Consider the following 17,094-nt stretch of genomic DNA (forward strand, 5'->3'; position numbering starts at 1 on the left):
CGCCGGGGCGGGGAACAGCTCGTCCGCTGTCATTGGTAACCATACTGCTAATCAGTGCCCTGACCAATGGATTCTCGCAGAGTGAACGGGCCGCCCCGCCCGTCGCGGCGGCCCCATCCCACCGCGGACCGGACGGCCGCCGGCGTCCCCGGGTCGGCGAGGTCCCACGCCTGCACCGCACTGAGGCTGATCCCGCGGGGCCCGGTGCGCCGGGTCCGCCCCCGCACCAGCAGCATCCGCGTGCCGAACAGGTACGGCCCCGAGCGCTCCTGCGCGTCGGAGAAGAAGGCACAGTCCACCGTGCCCGTGCCGTCGTCGAGGCTCACGAAGACCACCCGCCGGCCGCCGCGCACGGGCGGGGTCATGGTCGAGACCCGCACCCCCGCCACGAGCACCTCGCTGCGGCTGCGCAGCTCCAGCAGCCGCTCGGCGGGCGTGACGCCGAGCTCGCGCAGCAGGGGCGCCCAGCTCTCCAGCAGGTGCGCGGAGACGTCCACCGCGAGCAGGTCCAGCTCGGTGCGGACCTTCTCCTCGAGGGTGGGCTCCGGCAGCTCCGGCGCCAGGGCCCGCAGCTCGAGGTCGCCCAGCGGCAGCGCCAGCTGCCCCTCGACCTCCCGGGCCCCGGCCGGGGCCCGGTCGCTGTCGGCCCGCACGCGCAGGGCGTGCACGAGGTCGGCGCGGGAGGCGCTGCCGCCGGAGCCGCGCAGCAGGCCGTCGAAGGCCCCGACGGCCGCGAGCCGCTCGAGGGTGCGCCGGGCGGGGCGGGCCCGGGCCCGCAGCTCCGCGAGCGAGGCGTAGGGCCGGCCGGCCACGATCCGGCGGACCTCCGCCCGCGAGACGCCGTGGATCCCGGTGAGGGCCAGGCGCACCCCGAGGCGGGAGGGGTCGTCGTCGAGCCGTTCCACCCGGTAGTGCTCGTCGGAGCGGTTGACGTCCAGGGGCAGGACGGGCACGCCCATCCGCCGGGCCTCCCCCACGAGCAGGCGCTTGGGGTACATCCCCGGGTCGTGCTCCCACAGCCCCGCGAGGAACGCCTCGGGGTGGTGGGTCTTGAGCCAGGCGGACTGGTAGGTGGGCACCGCGAACGCCGCCCCGTGGGCCTTGCAGAAGCCGAACGAGCCGAACGCCGCCAGGATCTCCCACACCCGGTCCACCACGTCCAGGGGGTAGTCCTTCGCGCGGGCGCGCTCGCGGAAGAACGCCTCCACCTCGAGCTGCCGCTCGGAGCCGAGCCGGCGGCGCAGCTCGTCGGCCCGGGCCGGCCCGCACCCGGTGAAGACGTCCAGGATGCGCAGCACCTGCTCGTGGAAGACGGTCACGCCGTGGGTCTCGGCGAGGATCGGGTCGAGGTCCGGGTGGATCGAGACCGGCGCGGACCAGCCGTGGCGGTGCTCCAGGTAGGGACGGACCATGTCCGACTGCATGGGCCCGGGCCGGAAGAGGGAGATGTCCACGATGAGGTCCCCGAAGCTCGTGGGCGCCATCTTGCCGATGAGCTCGCGCTGGCCCGGGGACTCGATCTGGAAGCAGCCCAGGGTGTGGGTCGAGCGGATGAGCTCGAACGTGGCCTCGTCGTCGACGGGCACGGCCTCGAGGTCCAGCCGGGGACGGCCCGGGTCCAGCCGGGCCACCTCGTCGACGGCGTGGGCGAGGGCGGACTGCATGCGCACCCCGAGGATGTCGAGCTTGAGCATGCCCATGGGGTCCATGTCGTGCTTGTCGAACTGGCTCATCGGCAGCCCGATCCCGCTGGCCTGCACGGCGGTGCGGTCCAGGAGGGTGCGGTCCCCCAGGATCACCCCGCACGGGTGCATGGAGATGTGCCGGGGCAGGCGGTCCAGGCGCTCGGTGAGGTCCACGAGCAGGTCCAGCTGCTGCTCCCGGGCCACCTGCTCGGCGAGCTCCCGCAGCTCCGGCTGACGGGCCAGGGTCTGCCGCAGCGACGCCGCCGGCAGGTGCCACAGCTGCTTGGCCACGGTGTCCACGGTCCCGGGGTCGAGGCCGAGCGCGAGCCCCGCGTCCCGGACGGCGCCGCGGGCGCGGTAGGCGTTCTGCATGCTCATCAGGCTCACCCGCTCGGGGCCGAAGCGGGCGAAGATTTCCCGGTAGACGCGGTGGCGCTGGGCGGACTCGACGTCGATGTCGATGTCCGGGAGGGTCGAGCGGTCGGGAGAGAGGAACCGCTCGAAGAGCAGCTCGTGCTCCAGGGGGTCCACCTGGGAGACGTCGAGCAGGTAGTTGACGAGCGAGGAGACCCCGGAGCCGCGGGCGGCGTGGCGGACGCCCAGCGCCCCGATCATGGCGGAGACCTCGGCCACGGTGAGGAAGTAGGAGGCGAAGCCCAGCCCCTCGATCACCCCCAGCTCCCGCTCCAGCCGCTCCCGCACCTGCCGGGTGGCGCGGCGGCCGGGGTAGCGCCGTGCCAGGCCCGCCTCGCAGCGGGCCCGCAGCTCCGCGGGTGCGGGCCGCTGCAGGCCCAGCACGGAGGCCTCGGGGACCACGGGCCGCCCCCAGCCGCAGTCGGCGGCCGGGTCCAGGCGGCAGCGGTCGGCCGTGCGCCGGGTGCCCGCCAGCAGGGCCGCGGCGCCGGCGGCGCCGAGGTCGGCGGCGCGGGCGATCTCGGTGGCCAGCTCGTGCATCTGCCGGGCGGGCTTGAGCCACCCCTGGCCGTTGGGCTGGAGCGGCTCCGCCTCCCCCCGCCCGGTCCCGGGCGTCCCGGGCGCCCCGGGCGTCCCGAGGGTCTCGAGCGGCGCGAGGGCGCGGGCCGCGTCGAGGACGTCGGCGGTCGCGGCCTCGGCGGGGGTGGCGTAGCGCACCGCGTTGGTCAGCACGGGGGTCAGCCCCGCCTCGTGGGCGGCCCGCAGCATCCGGGCGGCGTGGGACGTGCTGCACGCGGTGCCGGGGGGCGACAGGTGGGAGACCACCTCCACGGCCAGCGCCTCGGCGGGCAGCAGGGCCCGCCAGCGGGCCAGGGCGGAGCGGCCGGCACGGTAGCGGCGGGCCGCGAGCGCCCGCCCGACGTCGGAGGCGGGTCCCAGCAGCACGGTCAGCACCGGTTGCCCGCCCCCGGGCCCGACGGCGTGGGCCGCGATCCCGGCCGGGGTGACCCCGGTCGGGCCCCCGTCGGCGTGGGCCGCGGAGACGAGCCGGCACAGGGCGGCGTAGCCCGCACCGGCGGTGCCGCCGGCGGCGAGCACCACCGCGCGGCCGAGGGCCCTCTCCCGCCCGGGGTCCAGCAGCGCGAGGTCGACGCCCAGGACGGGGTCGAGGCCGTGCTCCCGGCACGCGCCCAGGTGCTTGACCGCCCCGTAGAGCCCGTCCCGGTCGGTGCAGGCGAGCGCGTCCGCGCCGTCGGCCGCGGCCGCCGCCACGAGGGCGGCGGGCCGGCTCACCCCGTAGTGGGCGCTGAAGGCCGTGGCGACGTGCAGGTGCGGAAAGCTCACCCCCCTATTCGAATACGTGTTCTAATATTAAGTCAATTGCAAAGCCTCCGCCGGGCGACGGGGCGTCCGGGGGACGCCGCACCTGGTGTCCCGCCGGTCCCGGGGCGATCATGGACCCATGAAGATCTCCTTCGTGTCCGGGTTCGGCCCGATCACCACCTCCGGCGCCGAATCGGTGGACTTCTGGTCCGGGGCCATCGGGATCCCCCTGGACGAGCTCAACCCCGGGTACTTCCACACCGAGCGGCTCCCCGGGGTCAAGGCGTTCGCCGTCTGGCCCCTCGAGCAGGCCGCGGAGTCCACGTTCGGCGCACGCCGGTGGCCGGAGGACCTGCCGGTGCCGCAGGCGTGGATCGAGTTCGACGTCGAGACCCCCGAGGCGGTCGCCGCGGCGGCGGAGGAGCTGCGCGGCACGGGGCACCGGGTGCTCAAGGACGCCGGCGAGGAGCCCTGGGGGCAGACGACCGCCCGCCTCCTGAGTCCGGAGGGGCTGCTGACCGCCATCGCCCACACCCCGTGGATGCACGACGGCGGGAACTCACGGGAGGGCTCCTAGTTCTCGGGGACCGGAGGTGATCAGAGAGCGGGGGTTCGCTCCAGCGCTGCGTCGACAGGGCGGTTGTCGCGCCGTGTTCGGCCGCGCACCAGGCCAGATGTGAAGCGGAGTGGTGCCTGACCATGTCCGTCGTCCTCTGCTCAGGATCACCCCTGGGGCGACGGTTGATGAGGGGCGTCTCGGCCAGCGGGAACGCGATCGTGCGGGGGCGGATTCCTTGCTCAGGGTCTTTCTGGGGTGCGGTCGGTGCGACGGTCGATGATCGAGGCTGCTACGGCGACGGCGATGAGGGTCGCGGCCAGGGCCAGGGGCAGCTGTGCGGCGCCGGTGACGACCAGCCCGGCCAGGGCGGTGCCGGCGGAGCCTGCGGTGATCTTCAGTGCGCCGATCCACACGAACACCTGGCCGCGGGCTCGGCGGGGGGCGTACTCGCTGCGGGCCGCCAGGGTGGCGGCGAAGAAGCAGGAGTTGAGGACGCCGGCCACCGCGTAGGCGGCCAAGGCCAGTGCGAAGGTGGAGGCCAGGGTGGAGCCGATCAGGGCGGTGGCCACGGCCACCGCGAGCCAGGTCATGAGTCGGTCCGCGTCTGCCGTGAAGGGGCGCACCATCACCCCGGCTGATCCGGCGAGGCCTCCCAGCCCGTAGGCGGCGGTGAGCAGCCCGGCGGCGGCGTGGTCGATGTGCAGTCTGTCGGTGGAGGCGATCGCCGCGATGGGCAGCGCGGCCACGGACAGCGCGACGACCATCGTCAGGTAGAGCGTGCGGCGCAGTGGGCCGAAGGCCGCCATCATGCTCAGTGTGCGACCGGGTGAAGGGACCTCGCTCGGGTGGGCGGCCGGTGGGGCGTAGGGCAGCAGCCGCACGAAGGCTGCGGCCACGAACGTGGCAGCGGCGAGCATGAGCGCGGCGGCGACGGGATCGGCCCGGACCGAGACCACCGCGACGATGCTGGGGCCGATGGTTCCTGCGATGCCGTAGGTGGCCACGTCCCAGCCTTGTGCGCGTCGCTGACCGAGCCGGTCCGGTCCCGCGATGGCGGGCAGGCGACTGCTGATGCCCCCGGTGAGCAGCGGCCCGACCAGCCCGGAGGCGACCAGCAGAAGCCCGGGAACGATCGGCCAGGTGAGCGGGTACAGCAGCACGGCCGCAGCCAGGGTGGCCCCGTGGATGACGCAGGCGCCGGCGATGACGGTGCGCCCGTCCTGGGCGGTGTCCAGACGGCGGGCGATGAATGGGCCCAGCAGGTGCGGGGCGGTGATGGCAGCACCCAGCAGACCGGCCAGCCAGCCCGGTGCCCCGCTGGTCGTCACGAGCAGCACGATGGCCAGCACCGCGCCCCCGTCGGCGGTGCGCGCCAGGGTCGCCGCGAGGACGTAGCGAGGAAGGCCCCTGGCGGCAGGCGTTGCCGCCGTGCCGGACCGGCCGGTGGCGCCCTGCGTCCGGGGGTGCTGTGCGGAGGGGGCCTCGAGCCGGGACGCCGGGACGGGCCCGGAGGTGGGCGGGCTGTGGCGGTGCACGTCCTCACCCGGCCAGTCCGGTGGTGTGCAGGGCCGCCTCGAGCTCGGCACGGCCCTGTGGGGGCAGCCCGAGCAGCGGCAGGGGCAGGCAGGGCGAGTGCACCCGCCCGATGGTTTCGGCGATGGCAGCCACCACGCGCAGGCTGCCGTACCGCCGGAACAGCGCCCAGATCGGCTCCAGGGCCTGGGACAGCGCCTGGGCGTGCTCCCGGTGGCCGGCCGAGGCGGCGTCCACGATCGCCTGGGCCGTTGCGGGGAACACCCCGCCGATCACGGAGTACCAGCAGTCGGCCCCGGCCAGCAGTGCCTCGGCGGCCACCCAATCACCGCTGATGCCCACGGAGATGCTGCCGGGGAGATTCGATCGGAGCGCGGTGACCCGGTGGCCCACCTCAGCGGCAGGGGGCGGGATCTTGATCCCGGTCATGTTCGGCAGCTGAGCGATGCGGCGGTAGAGCTCATCGGTGAAGGTGAAGCCGGTGGTGCCGGGATTGTCGTAGACGATCACCGGCACGGACGCCGCGTAGGCGACATCGCGGTAGAGCCCGTAGACCTCGTCCTCCGTCAGGCGGTGATAGGAGACCGGGGCCAGCAGCATCCCGGCCGCACCCGCCGTCTGCGCGTCCTGGGCATGGGTGAGCACCTCACGGGTGCGGAGTGCACCGATCCCGGCGATCACCGGCGTCCCGGCAGCAGCGGCGACAGTCACGTCCAGCACCGTGCGTCGTTCGGCGCGGTCGAGGTACGGGTAGATCCCGGTCGAGCCCAGCACCCCGATGGAGTCCACCTCCGCCGCGACGAGGCGCGAGATGAGACCGGTCAGGGCCGCCTCGTCGAGACCTGTCCCGGACAGCGGGGTCAGGGGGAAGGCGCAGAGCCCTTCAAGCATGCGGATTCTCTCTTTCGCTCATCCCGGGCAGCACCAGCACCACCGGTCACGGGGAATCATCGATCGGACGGGACCCATGCTGACAAGCAGATTGGTCCTAACCTAGAGCCAAGAACGGCGGGAGGAAGAGGACCAAGAATGGCTGTCGTTGAGCTGCCCATCACCCTGGACCGGGACAGCCCGGCCCCCTTCGCCGTCCAGCTGGCCGCTCAACTGCGGCAGGCGATCCTGGAGGGCACCGTGCGAGCCCCACACCATCTGCCCTCCTCCCGCCGGCTCGCCGCCGATCTCGGCGTCTCGCGTGGGGTGGTCGTGCGCGCCTACGAACAGCTCGCCGGTGAGGGCTACCTCGAAGGCCACGGTGCGGGTGGCACCCGCATAGCCGTGCGGGCCGACGTGCGGGCGCCGGCGCGCTCCGATCCAGCCCGCCCCCGCGACGAGCCTTCCCGCCCGATCATCGACCTCACCCCGGGTCGCCCCTCGGACACCCCCTTCGCCGACCGCTCCTGGCGCACCGCCTGGCGAGAAGCCCTGGCCGAGCCCGGCCACGTCGACCTGCCACCGGCACTGGGGACTTCCCGGATGCGGGCTGCTGTCGCCGCTCATCTCGCCACGGCACGAGGGCTGAACGTGGATGCCGAGGACGTCATCGTCACCGCCGGCACCAGTGACGCGCTGCAGTTGATCGTCACGGCCCTGCGCAGCCGGTCGCCAACGCCCCGGGTGCTGGTGGAAGACCCGGGATATCCCACCGCCCGGCGGGTCCTGACCGCCGCCGGAGCCCGGATCGAGACCCTGCCCGTGGGCCCGGACGGGTTGCGAGCCGTCCAGCTCACCACCGTGGACCCCGTCCCCGACGCGGTGCTGATCACCCCCAGTCACCAGTACCCCCTGGGCGGGCGGATGCCGGTCCAGGAACGGCTGGCTCTGCTGGACTGGGCCGCCGAGCACCGCGTCCTCGTTCTCGAGGACGACTACGACAGCGAGTTCCGCCACCGACGCATGCCGCTGCCGGCCACCGCGTCCCTGCCCTCGCAGGCAGAGGTTGCCCTGCTGGGCTCCTTCTCGAAAACACTGAGCCCCTGGCTGCGCTGCGGCTACCTCGTAGTCCGGGGCACCTCAGGTGACCTGCTGAAAGAGACCCGCGCCCGGCTGGACAGCCCCGTCTGCGGTGTCCTGCAGTCCGCACTGGCCCACTACATCGACGACGGCGGACTGGCCCGGCACACCGCCAGAGCACGCCGGGCCTACGCCCACCGCCGCACCCTGTTACTGGACCGGCTCGCGAACCGTCCCGAGCTCGGACTGGCCGCTCTGGAGGGAGGTCTCCACGCCGTCGTCCGCCTGCCCGCATCGGTCCACGCCGAGGACCTGGCCGCGAGGGCGCTGACCCGTGGCGTCCGTGTGGCCCCCCTCGCCCCCTACTACGCCCACCGGCCACCCCAGAACGGGCTCGTCATCGGATACGGCGCGCCATCAGACCTCCAACTCACCCGAGGCCTGGACATCCTGCTCCAGCTGATCGACACCACGGACCCGCCCGACGGGAAGGACCGCACCTGAATGCTGGAGCAGATCAAGCTGCTCTCACGGCCCACGGGCGTCACCTCGGTGCCGGACGGAGGGACGAGTCCGGGAGTCGATGTACGTGGCGCGCTGCCCGCCGACATCCTTGTCAGCGGCCCCCGCTCGGCCACTGAGCGGGTGGTGGGTTGCCGACTGGTCTCCGGTTCCATCCGGGCCGAGGCGGCCATGACGGTGCGGACCGTTGAGCCCATCGGGGTGCGGGTGTCCACGTCCCCTACCGTGGTCAGGATTCCGCGGACCCGCACCTCTGCCCCACAGCGCCTCGGAAAAGCCGGCATGTGCCAGGCCGACCGAGGATGCCCGCAAAGGAGCCCCTGGTGAAACGCGGCAGGTCAGGGAGTCGAGAAAGCCCGGGGCCGTCCCGGCCGACCACGCCGAAGGGACCGGGCCTTGTCCACCACCAGCACCGCCGCGCAATGTCGCTGGTGCCTCAGGGCACGCGGAGGTTGACCTGCCAGCGGTCCGACCGGATCATCGGCTACGAACGGGGCGTCGGAGGCCCCATGACACGGCCCATCCCTCACCTCCCGTCACCGCTGGGACAACAGAGAGACATCCCATGGACCTGATCGACCTCGCCGACACCACCGCGGAGACGACCGGGCTCGTCGGGGGCAAGGCCGCCGGCCTCGGGGCCCTCATTGCTGCGGGCGAGCGAGTGCCGGACGGATTCTGCCTGACCACCCAGGCCTACCGCTCGGGCGCCGTCCCCGAGCGGGCAGTCCTGGCGGCCTACGAACACCTGGGCCGTGGCCCCGTCGCCGTCCGCTCCAGCGCTACTGCCGAGGACCTGCCGGGGGCCAGCTTCGCCGGCCAGCAGGACACCGTCCTCGACGTCGAGGGCGAAGACGCACTGCTCGAGGCGATCCGGCAGTGCTGGGACTCTCTGGACGGTCCGCGCGCCGTCGCCTACCGGGCCGGGCAGGGGCTGGAGGCCGAGGACCTGGCGATGGCGGTCGTCGTGCAGCGCATGATCACCCCGACGGCCGCCGGAGTGATGTTCACGGCCAACCCCCTGACCGGCACCCGCACAGAGACCGTCATCGACGCGGTCCCGGGGCGGGGCACCGGTGTCGTGGACGGCGCCATGGACACCGACCACTACGTCCTGCCCGGGCACGGCCCGCTCCCCGGGCACCAGGATCACGGCTGCCTCTCCCCCGACCAGCTCCGCGAGCTCCAGCAGACCGGGCAGCGGGTGCAGCGCTCCCTCGGCAGCCCGCAGGACATCGAGTTCGCCTACGACGCGGAGGGCACGCTCTGGCTGCTGCAGTCCCGGGCCATCACCACCCTCTTCCCGCTCCCGCCCGGGACCGACCCGGTGCAGGACGACCCCCGGATCTACCTGGAGGTCGGCCACATGCAGGGCCTGCGGCGCCCGGTCACCCCCATGGGCATGTCCGTGCTGCGGGAGACGACCCGCCGCTGGCTGCAGGTCATCGGCGTCGACGACGCCGTGGTCGATCGATTCCTCGTCGACATCGGCGGCCGGCTGTTCGTGGACCTCACCGGCTTCATCCGCAGCCCGCGCCTGCACTCCGACCTCCCCGAGATGGTGCAGGTCTACGGTCCGGCCGTGGCGCGTGGCGTGCGGCGCGTCCTGGACGACCCCCGCTACGCGCCCCGTCCCGCTCGTCCCGGTCAGCGGGCGTTCTCCGCCGGTGGGACAGCACGGCTGCTCCTGGCCGTCGTGCCTGCCTCGTTGCTCGGCGCGCTGCGGGCCCTGGCACGGCCCGCTGCCGCCCGTGAGCGTGCGTTCCACGAACTCGAGCAGGTCCGCCGGCAGCCCCGGAGAGAACCGGCGGACACGGCGGGCCGGATCCGTTCCGCCGCCGGTCTGCAGGACGCGACGATGACCGGACCGATGATGCGTGCCCTGCCGCCCCTGTGGGCGGCGCTCATCGCCCAGGGGGTGGCCGGCTGGCTGCTGCGCGGCGTCCTGCAGCCCGGCGAGTTGAACGCGACCCTGCGCGGCATGCCCCACAACGTCACCACCCAGATGGACCTGAAGCTCTGGTCCGTGGCCGAGGCCGCCCGTCCTCACCGCGATGTGCTGGTCAGCACCGCCCCGGACGAGCTCGCCGCGCGCTTCTCGCGCGGTGAGCTGCCCGAGTTCGGCCTGACCGCCTTCCTGGAGGAGTACGGGATCCGCGGCAGCGCCGAGATCGACGTCGGCTCCCCCCGGTGGGCCGATGACTCCACCCCCGTGTTCGCCGCCCTGGCCGGGTACCTGCAGGTGACCGACCCGGACCAGGCCCCGCCGGCCCGGTTCGCCCGCGCCGCCGTCGAGGCCGAGGCCGCTCTGGCAGACCTCATCGCCCGCGCGAAGCGCACCCGGCCGCTGCGGGCCCGCCTCGCCGGCTCCATGCTGCGCCGCAGCCGGGAGCTGGCCGGCCTGCGCGAGTTGCCCAAGTTCCTCTGGCTGACCCCCCTGGCCGAGGTGCGCAGGCAGTTGCTCACCGCGGGGGCCGAACTCACCGAGCACGGCCTGCTGGAGCAGTCGGAGGACATCATGTTCCTGACCCTGGACGAGGCCCTCGACGCCTCGCACGGCGCGGACCTGCACGCGGTGGTGACCGGCCGGCGTCGGGAGCACCACCGCGAGGCCCGACGGCGGCAGGTCCCGGGCCTGCTGCTGTCCGACGGCACGAATCCCCTGGCCCTGCCCGACGACACCGCGGCCGAGTACGGGCCGGACGTGCTGGTCGGCCAGCCGGCGGCCACCGGGGTCGCGACCGGGCCGGTACGAATCGTCCACCAACCGTCCGAGGCGAGGCTGCAGCCCGGTGACATCCTCGTCGCCCCGACCACCGACCCGGGCTGGACCCCACTGTTCCTGACCCTCGGCGGACTCATCACGGAGACCGGCTCCACGATCGCCCACGGCCCGACCGTGGCCCGCGAGTACGGCATCCCGGCCGTCATCTGCGTGCCCGACGCCACCACCCGGCTGACCGAGGGCCAGATGGTCACCATCGACGGCGCCACGGGGCTGATCCACATGCACGACACGGAATCCCTGTCGCACCGCGGATAGTGCATACCGTCCGCTGAAGCGCCCTAGTGGCCCGGAGGGACGCAGCAGGTGCCCGTAGGCCAACCCCTACCGCATCGGCCAAGTCTTCGCCCGAGAGGATGCCGTCTGCGAGATCTTGGCCCTGTAATTGTTATGGGCTCCAGGCCATGACGCCGTCGGCTTCACGTCCGGGGACATCCACAAAGCCCTCAGCCAGGTAGAGCTTCTTGGCGTAGTTGTCGGCCTCCACAGACAGGCTGAGCCGAGGCACCTGTCGAGCTCGCGCATCGTCTTGCGCCCGGCGCAGGAGCGCTCTGCCCACTCCCCGGCCACGCCAGTCATCTCGCACCCACAGGCTTACTTCCGGGGTGTCCTCGGCGAGGAATCCGTAGCCGGGGTCATCCGGGGGCAAGTACTGGGCCCAGACAACGCCGATGGCTTCCTTGCCCGCTTCCGCCACCCATCCGAAGTCGCCACGCTGAGGGTGAAAGACCGTGTAGTGGGAGAACTCCGGCCGCGTGCTCACATCGGTCGCTGAGAACCGCTCCCCGCACCAGTTGAGGTTCCCGAGCGTGGCCGTTGTCAGCAAGGCGCTCTCCGCTGCCATCAACGGCCCCAAGGAGAAGTCATTGAGCACGGGGTCATCGTAGGGCCATAGCCAGATGCCGAACGGTAGGCAAAGCGGAGCGGATCGACCGGATCAGACTGAACACCGAGTTCTTCTGCGGAACCTGCCGAGAGGGCAGCGCAGTCCAATGTGGTTTTCGCCGTTATGTAGCGGGCATCCGTCGACGCTCCTCGGCGGCCTGCTCCCGCCGGTGATGCCGGCGGCTGTGGTCGCTGGCGTTGCGTTGGTCGATGGTCAGGCGACTATCGACTGATCGTCAGCGCCTATTCAGTTCCTCGGCGAGCATCACGATGATGCCGCTGGGGCCGCGGACATAGGCGAGCTTGTAGGCGTCCTCGTAGGTCGCCACGCCACGCAGCGGGTGGCAGCCGTGCCTCGCGGCGATCTCGAGGGACTCGTCGATGTCGTCGACCGAGAAGGCGACGCGGTGCATGCCGATCTCGTTGGGCCGTGTGGGCTCCGTCTCGATCGCCTCGGGGTGGATGTACTCGAATAGCTCGAGGCGACCGTCGCCGTCTGGCGTCTGGAGCATGGCAATGTTGGCATGGTTGCCATCGAGGCCAACGGCGGTGTCCGTCCACGCTCCGCTGACCGTGTCCCGGCCCAGGACGGTCAGCCCGAGGCCGGTGAAGAAAGCGATCGCCGCTTCGAGGTCACGGACGGCGATGCCAACGTTCTCGAACTTGATGGGCATGCGTTGCATGCTACCGAGCCGCGGCAATGTTCAGACTGACGCTTCTTCAAGCTACGGAAAGCGGAACCGCTACTGCAACGCCTGGGCGGCCTGTCCCCTATGCGTGGGACCTCGTCGGCGGGTCTGCCACATCTCCGTAAAGCGCTCCGGAACACCGCCGCCGATCCCGCCGCGCCGGACACGGCACCGGCCTCCACGGACACAGGGTGCCGGTCGCACTCATCACCACCTCCGCACTTTCCTGCCGTGGCCTGGCCGTTGGCGTCCCGCCCGATCGGCGGGGCAGCCAACGCCGGCCGGCCGCAATGCCCTGGCGGTGCCCACCGGACGACGCGCATGACGACGGCTCGGCACCCGAGACCCCTATTGCATCCTGACCCCCCGGTAGTGTGGCCCGGATCACGGCGGAAGGACTGCCAGAACACGCAGTGAATGTACCCGGCCACCGGGGCAACCCCAAGGACCAGGGTTGAATGGAGGAGACATCTCATGCTGAACATGACGATCTTTCGCACAGCAGGAATGGCAATCGGGATCGCACTGACCGCCTCGGCCTGCACCTCCACCAGCCACGACATCGCCGTCCTCGACTCCGAGTCCTCCGCACAACCAGTGCCGGAAGCAGTGCAATCCAACGAGCAGTTCGCCGACGGCTCAGCCCGCTACCTCGGCGAGATTGACGACTACTCCTATTTCGCGGCACGACCGGCCTCCGATGCCGACCACGAGGCCTGCCTGATCCAGATCGGCTCCACCGCCGACGACTGGATCGGCGGCTGCTCCACCATCCAGCAGGACAAGATCGTCGTGCTCTCCGGCGGCACCCCCCGGCAGGAAGTCGCCCTCATCAGCGACGATCCCTCGACCGACACCCTCGAGGATGCCGGTTGGGAGAAGCAGGCCGACAACCTCTGGCACCGCTCCAGCTGACCACCGGCCCCGATCACCGCGGCTCGTGGCTATGACCGGCCAAATGGGCAGACCCGGCCACAGAGGAACCATGTCGAACACACAGCGACGAGGGCCGGCAGCATGGGTGGTCGCCGAGCGGAACAGCGACGGCTACGGGCTCTGGGTCGAGCTGCTGCGGATCACGACGGCGTACGGAACCATCAAGTACTTCACCAAGACCGAATGTGATGCGGATGCGAGGGCGAACGATGCGTTGGCGTGTGAACAAGAAGGGTGGTCGACGACCGGTCACCTCGAGCGACCCGGTCGCCGCGGCGATCGCCGAATCTGCCGCCGGCGGGCTGCTGATCGCGCGGCACCCGGACCTCGTGCCGAGGATCGAGGAGCTGCCGGAGTGGATTGACGTGGACGACTCCGACGACATCGACGGCTTCGACACGGTCGTCTGGTTCGACGACGAGATCAGCTGCTACTGCGACCCGTACGACGACGGCCTGGACCAGGCGCTGGCCGACCAGCCGGGCGTCGAGGCGATCCTGGCCGAGGATCGGGAGGTGGTCTACCTGCGTACGCGGCTGGCGATTGCCGACGTGAAAGCGGCGGTGATCCGCGCGGTCGTCGAGGTGAACCGATCCCCCCGCGATCCGGCACCCACCGATGTGCTGTCGACCGACACGGTCGACAAGCTGGCGACCGCGGTGCGGCCGCTGCTCGAGCAGGCCGGGTTCGCGACCACTGCGACTGGTCCGCGGTACTTCTACCGTGAAGGCAGCAACGGCTTCGTCCAGTCGATCGCCGTCGCGCCCGGCGTAGGCACCTCCGGTGACGGCACCAGCTACGCCGGACTCGTCTGGGTGATGTCCGGCACGCACGTGCCCGGCTTCGGCCGGGACGTCCCCTCCAGCCTCGACCGCGTGGCGCCTGCGCACTGCGGCCAGCCCGCCTACCACTGGGTCACCCCGACCGTCGACGCGCTGACCCGGGTACTGCACGACGAGGTGTTACCCGTGCTGAGCCTGACACGCGGCCGCGCTGAACTCGCCGCCTGGGTAGGCGGCGACCCGACCAGGGTACCGGTGCCGAACCATCGGCCGACGTATGCGCGACTGTTCGCGCAGTGGGGCCTGATCGACCAGGCCGCACGTGTGGTGGCGCACGTCGACAAGCACGAGCAGTCCCTACAACACCACCCGGACACCGTCGCGGCTCGAGAGCTCATCCGCGCCGCACGGCCATAGGGCTCGCCGCCGCGAATCAACAACAGTCCCCGTCGCGACAACGCGTCGGCTCATTCCACGCTCTTCCAGGCACGTCAACCGGCGTGGCTGGACCGGTGGTGGCAGCAGACGGCACCGGAACCCTCATCAGCCAGACCGGGCAGGCACGGTGCGCCGGTGCGGTGGCTTGGCCCCATCGCCGGTAATCACCTGCCGGGGAGGACCACGTACCGCGGTGCGTGGTCCCGAAAGAACTGGTACTGCGGGCAAGGATTCGAGGCAGGGACGCAAGAAGCGCCCCCGGGCGGTCCCAGGAGCGCTTCTTGCGGTGACGTCACGGCCGGTCAGGCCGTCGTCGGAGATCCCGTCAGGGAATCAGTGGGAGCTCACGCAATGACGGAGATGTTCGCGGCCTGGGGGCCCTTGGGGCCGTCCTGGGCCTCGAACTCCACGCGCTGGTTCTCCTCCAGGGAGCGGAACCCGCCGGCGTTGATCGCGGAGAAGTGCGCGAACACGTCCTTGGAGCCGTCCTCGGGGGTGATGAAGCCGAAGCCCTTGTCGGCGTTGAACCACTTGACGGTGCCAGTAGTCATGGGGAACCTGTCTTTCTGAGAAACGGAGCGTCCCCGGCGATCGGGGTGCTCGGGCGTTGCGATGCCTGCCAAAACGTCTTCTCAGAAAAACTGCTTCACCCGGAGTCGGGCGAACTGCTTGAAATGCGAAAAACGAAACTTCAACAACTGGACTCCACTGTACGCGGACCGGCCCGGATACGCAGTGACGGGCGACACCTGCGGCCATGGCGACGACTCGCGGCCAACGACGACACCCCGGACCACGGGCCTGCCCAGACGCCCGCCGAGGAACCCCTGCTGCAACGCGGCAGGTCAAGGAGTCACGGAAACTCGGGCGGTCCCCAGGTATATGCATGGGCCAGGTCGGCATTCTGGTCATCATGGACAGTCGGGATCGCCCTGTCTTTGTCCCCTTAGCTGATGCACATCTGGAGACGACGGCTACGCGGCAGTAGAACTGGGTTACCAGCGCAGCGGTAGAGAGCTGCCTGCCGCGACGCCCCGCTTTGGGCGCCGGACGACGGAGGGCAACGACTCATGAAGATGATCTAGGTGCCGTGGGTGGTGTTGCTGTTGGCAGGCATCGTTTACCTACTGGTCAGCGGCAGTGTCGTGGAGATCGTGATCGGCGCTGTGATGGCCCTGAGCGGACTTGTGGGGTGGGTGGTTACCGTGAAACGAACCCGTGGAGAGCCCACACCCAGGAGCCGCGACCGTCCATGAACGGCCCCAATCTCCTCATGATCCTGTTCATGGGGTTCTCCGCAAATCGTGGACACGGTGCTAAGCGGCTTGGAGCCGCGTTTCGGTGGCCTGCGTGCTGGCGGCCCGCAGGGCGTGCTCGTGTTCGACCGGGGTGGTGTAGCCCAGCGCGGAGTGCAGCCGGCGACGGTTGTAGACGACCTCGATCCAGCGGGCGACCTCACGGCGGGCCTGGTCCCGCGTGGGCCAGGTACGCCGGTCGTAGAACTCGGTCTTGAGCGTGGACCAGAACGACTCGGCCATCGCGTTGTCCCAGCACACCCCGGTGCGGCCCATCGACTGGCGCACGTCCAGCTGCTGGCACACCTGGTGCAGCTGGGCGGAGGTGTACTGACAGCCCCGGTCGGCGTGGAACACCACACCGGCCGGCACACCCCCGCGCAGGGTGTGGGCCATCCGCACGGCGCGTTCGACCAGGTCGGTGGACTGCACGGTGTCCATCGCCCAGCCCAGCACCCTTCGTGAGCACCCGTCACGGACCACGCACAGGTACAGCCACCCTTCACCGGTGCGCAGATAGGTGATGTCCGAGATCCACACCGCGTCCAGGCTCCCAGTGTCGAAGGCGCCTTCCACCCGGTCCGGGATCGAGTGCGTGGCCGTGCCGGGGATCGTGGTCACCGGGGCCCACTTGCGGGGACTGATCCCTTCGATCCCTTGCCGGCGCATCGCGGCGGCCACGGTCTTCTGGTTCACCACCAGCCCGCCCCGGGCCAGGGCGGCGGTGATCCGCGGCGCCCCGTCCACCCCGTCGGAATGCTCGTGGGCGGTGCGCACGGCCTGATCGACCTGGGCCCGCCGGATGGCCTGCGGGCCCGGCCCCGCCGCGCACCGGGCCGCCCAGGCGTAGTAGCCCGAGCGGGAGACCCCCAGCAGCCGGGCCATGCGGGTGATCTCGAAGTCGGCCTTCTCCGCGTCCATCAGCTCAAACCGTTCTTGCGGTGTTGCTTCGACGCGAAGAAGGCTGCTGCTTTTCCCAGGAACTCGTTGTCCAGCTTCAGCTCGGAGACCTCGCGGCGCAACCGGTCCAGCTCGGCCCGCTCATCGACCGTCAACGGCTCCTGCGCCCCGGTGGCCCCGGTGCGCTCACGCTCGGCTTTCACCCACCGGCCCAGCAGCTGCTCCCCGATGCCGAGCTCCCGAGCGACCTCGGCGATCGAGCGTCCAGTATCGATCACCAGCCGGGCCGCCTCGATGCGGTACTCCGGGGTGTACTTCTTCCTCTGTCCCACGCGGACATCCTCTCTGGCAGGAACGAATCCCGCCATCTCGGTGTCCACGAAAAGAGGCTAACCCCA

Annotated in this window: 12 protein-coding genes; 5 read left to right on the top strand and 7 right to left on the bottom strand. The window is 71.3% G+C overall.

Features of this window, described 5'->3' with window-relative positions:
* Nucleotides 1-47 precede the first annotated feature (47 nt).
* Nucleotides 48-3,443, bottom strand: coding sequence for a DNA polymerase III subunit alpha (locus ACH9EU_RS08170; protein ID WP_396413440.1), 3,396 nt, complete (start codon nt 3,441-3,443; stop codon nt 48-50).
* Nucleotides 3,444-3,561: 118 nt separating this feature from the next.
* On the opposite strand from ACH9EU_RS08170, the gene ACH9EU_RS08175 reads away from it, so the two are divergent.
* Entirely contained in the window at nt 3,562-3,999 is a 438-nt protein-coding gene (locus tag ACH9EU_RS08175) for a glyoxalase (protein ID WP_396413441.1), read from the top strand.
* A 221-nt stretch (nt 4,000-4,220) separates the two neighbouring features.
* Here the strand turns inward: ACH9EU_RS08175 and ACH9EU_RS08180 are convergent, their stop codons facing one another.
* Together ACH9EU_RS08180 and ACH9EU_RS08185 are read right to left on the bottom strand one after the other, a co-directional pair.
* Nucleotides 4,221-5,516, bottom strand: coding sequence for an MFS transporter (locus tag ACH9EU_RS08180; RefSeq protein ID WP_396413442.1), 1,296 nt, complete (start codon nt 5,514-5,516; stop codon nt 4,221-4,223).
* Nucleotides 5,517-5,520: 4 nt separating this feature from the next.
* The gene (locus ACH9EU_RS08185) at nt 5,521-6,405 is read right to left on the bottom strand and encodes a dihydrodipicolinate synthase family protein (protein ID WP_396413443.1); all 885 of its coding nucleotides are present in this window, start codon (nt 6,403-6,405) and stop codon (nt 5,521-5,523) included.
* A 138-nt stretch (nt 6,406-6,543) separates the two neighbouring features.
* On the opposite strand from ACH9EU_RS08185, the gene pdxR reads away from it, so the two are divergent.
* The gene (gene pdxR, locus ACH9EU_RS08190) at nt 6,544-7,968 is read left to right on the top strand and encodes a MocR-like pyridoxine biosynthesis transcription factor PdxR (RefSeq protein ID WP_396413444.1); all 1,425 of its coding nucleotides are present in this window, start codon (nt 6,544-6,546) and stop codon (nt 7,966-7,968) included.
* Nucleotides 7,969-8,551: 583 nt separating this feature from the next.
* The gene (locus ACH9EU_RS08195; RefSeq protein ID WP_396413445.1) at nt 8,552-11,029 is read left to right on the top strand and encodes a PEP/pyruvate-binding domain-containing protein; all 2,478 of its coding nucleotides are present in this window, start codon (nt 8,552-8,554) and stop codon (nt 11,027-11,029) included.
* Nucleotides 11,030-11,159: 130 nt separating this feature from the next.
* Here the strand turns inward: ACH9EU_RS08195 and ACH9EU_RS08200 are convergent, their stop codons facing one another.
* On the bottom strand, nt 11,160-11,645 hold the full coding sequence (locus ACH9EU_RS08200) for a GNAT family N-acetyltransferase (RefSeq protein ID WP_396413446.1): 486 nt from the start codon (nt 11,643-11,645) through the stop codon (nt 11,160-11,162).
* A 247-nt stretch (nt 11,646-11,892) separates the two neighbouring features.
* Nucleotides 11,893-12,330, bottom strand: a complete 438-nt coding sequence (locus ACH9EU_RS08205) for a VOC family protein (protein WP_396413447.1) — start codon at nt 12,328-12,330, stop codon at nt 11,893-11,895.
* Nucleotides 12,331-12,819: 489 nt separating this feature from the next.
* Here ACH9EU_RS08205 and ACH9EU_RS08210 point away from each other — a divergent pair, with 489 nt between their 5' ends.
* The gene (locus ACH9EU_RS08210) at nt 12,820-13,260 is read left to right on the top strand and encodes a hypothetical protein (protein ID WP_396413448.1); all 441 of its coding nucleotides are present in this window, start codon (nt 12,820-12,822) and stop codon (nt 13,258-13,260) included.
* Between the two features lie 242 nt (nt 13,261-13,502).
* Complete coding sequence (locus ACH9EU_RS08215) at nt 13,503-14,480, top strand: hypothetical protein (protein WP_396413449.1); 978 nt, start codon at nt 13,503-13,505, stop codon at nt 14,478-14,480.
* Nucleotides 14,481-14,845: 365 nt separating this feature from the next.
* Here the strand turns inward: ACH9EU_RS08215 and cspE are convergent, their stop codons facing one another.
* Both cspE and ACH9EU_RS08225 read right to left on the bottom strand, forming a co-directional pair.
* Nucleotides 14,846-15,052 carry a transcription antiterminator/RNA stability regulator CspE gene (gene cspE, locus ACH9EU_RS08220; RefSeq protein WP_396413450.1) on the bottom strand — a complete coding sequence of 69 codons (207 nt, stop codon included), beginning with the start codon at nt 15,050-15,052 and terminating at the stop codon, nt 14,846-14,848.
* A gap of 765 nt (nt 15,053-15,817) precedes the next feature.
* A protein-coding gene (locus ACH9EU_RS08225; RefSeq protein ID WP_396412164.1) for an IS3 family transposase occupies nt 15,818-17,064 on the bottom strand; the annotation gives its coding sequence in 2 pieces (ribosomal slippage) (nt 15,818-16,761 and nt 16,761-17,064; 1,248 coding nt in all).
* Nucleotides 17,065-17,094 lie beyond the last annotated feature (30 nt).

The sequence above is a fragment of the Kocuria rhizosphaerae genome, assembly GCF_044462265.1.
GTDB lineage: Bacteria > Actinomycetota > Actinomycetes > Actinomycetales > Micrococcaceae > Kocuria > Kocuria rhizosphaerae.

Excerpts from the sequence above, each read along its gene's own strand:
- ACH9EU_RS08175 (WP_396413441.1), top strand. The coding sequence starts at position 3,562 with ATGAAGATCTCCTTCGTGTCCGGGTTCGGCCCGATCACCACCTCCGGC.
- ACH9EU_RS08185 (WP_396413443.1), bottom strand. The coding sequence starts at position 6,405 with ATGCTTGAAGGGCTCTGCGCCTTCCCCCTGACCCCGCTGTCCGGGACA.
- ACH9EU_RS08205 (WP_396413447.1), bottom strand. The coding sequence starts at position 12,330 with ATGCCCATCAAGTTCGAGAACGTTGGCATCGCCGTCCGTGACCTCGAA.
- ACH9EU_RS08195 (WP_396413445.1), top strand. The coding sequence starts at position 8,552 with ATGGACCTGATCGACCTCGCCGACACCACCGCGGAGACGACCGGGCTC.
- ACH9EU_RS08210 (WP_396413448.1), top strand. The coding sequence starts at position 12,820 with ATGCTGAACATGACGATCTTTCGCACAGCAGGAATGGCAATCGGGATC.
- pdxR (WP_396413444.1), top strand. The coding sequence starts at position 6,544 with ATGGCTGTCGTTGAGCTGCCCATCACCCTGGACCGGGACAGCCCGGCC.
- cspE (WP_396413450.1), bottom strand. The coding sequence starts at position 15,052 with ATGACTACTGGCACCGTCAAGTGGTTCAACGCCGACAAGGGCTTCGGC.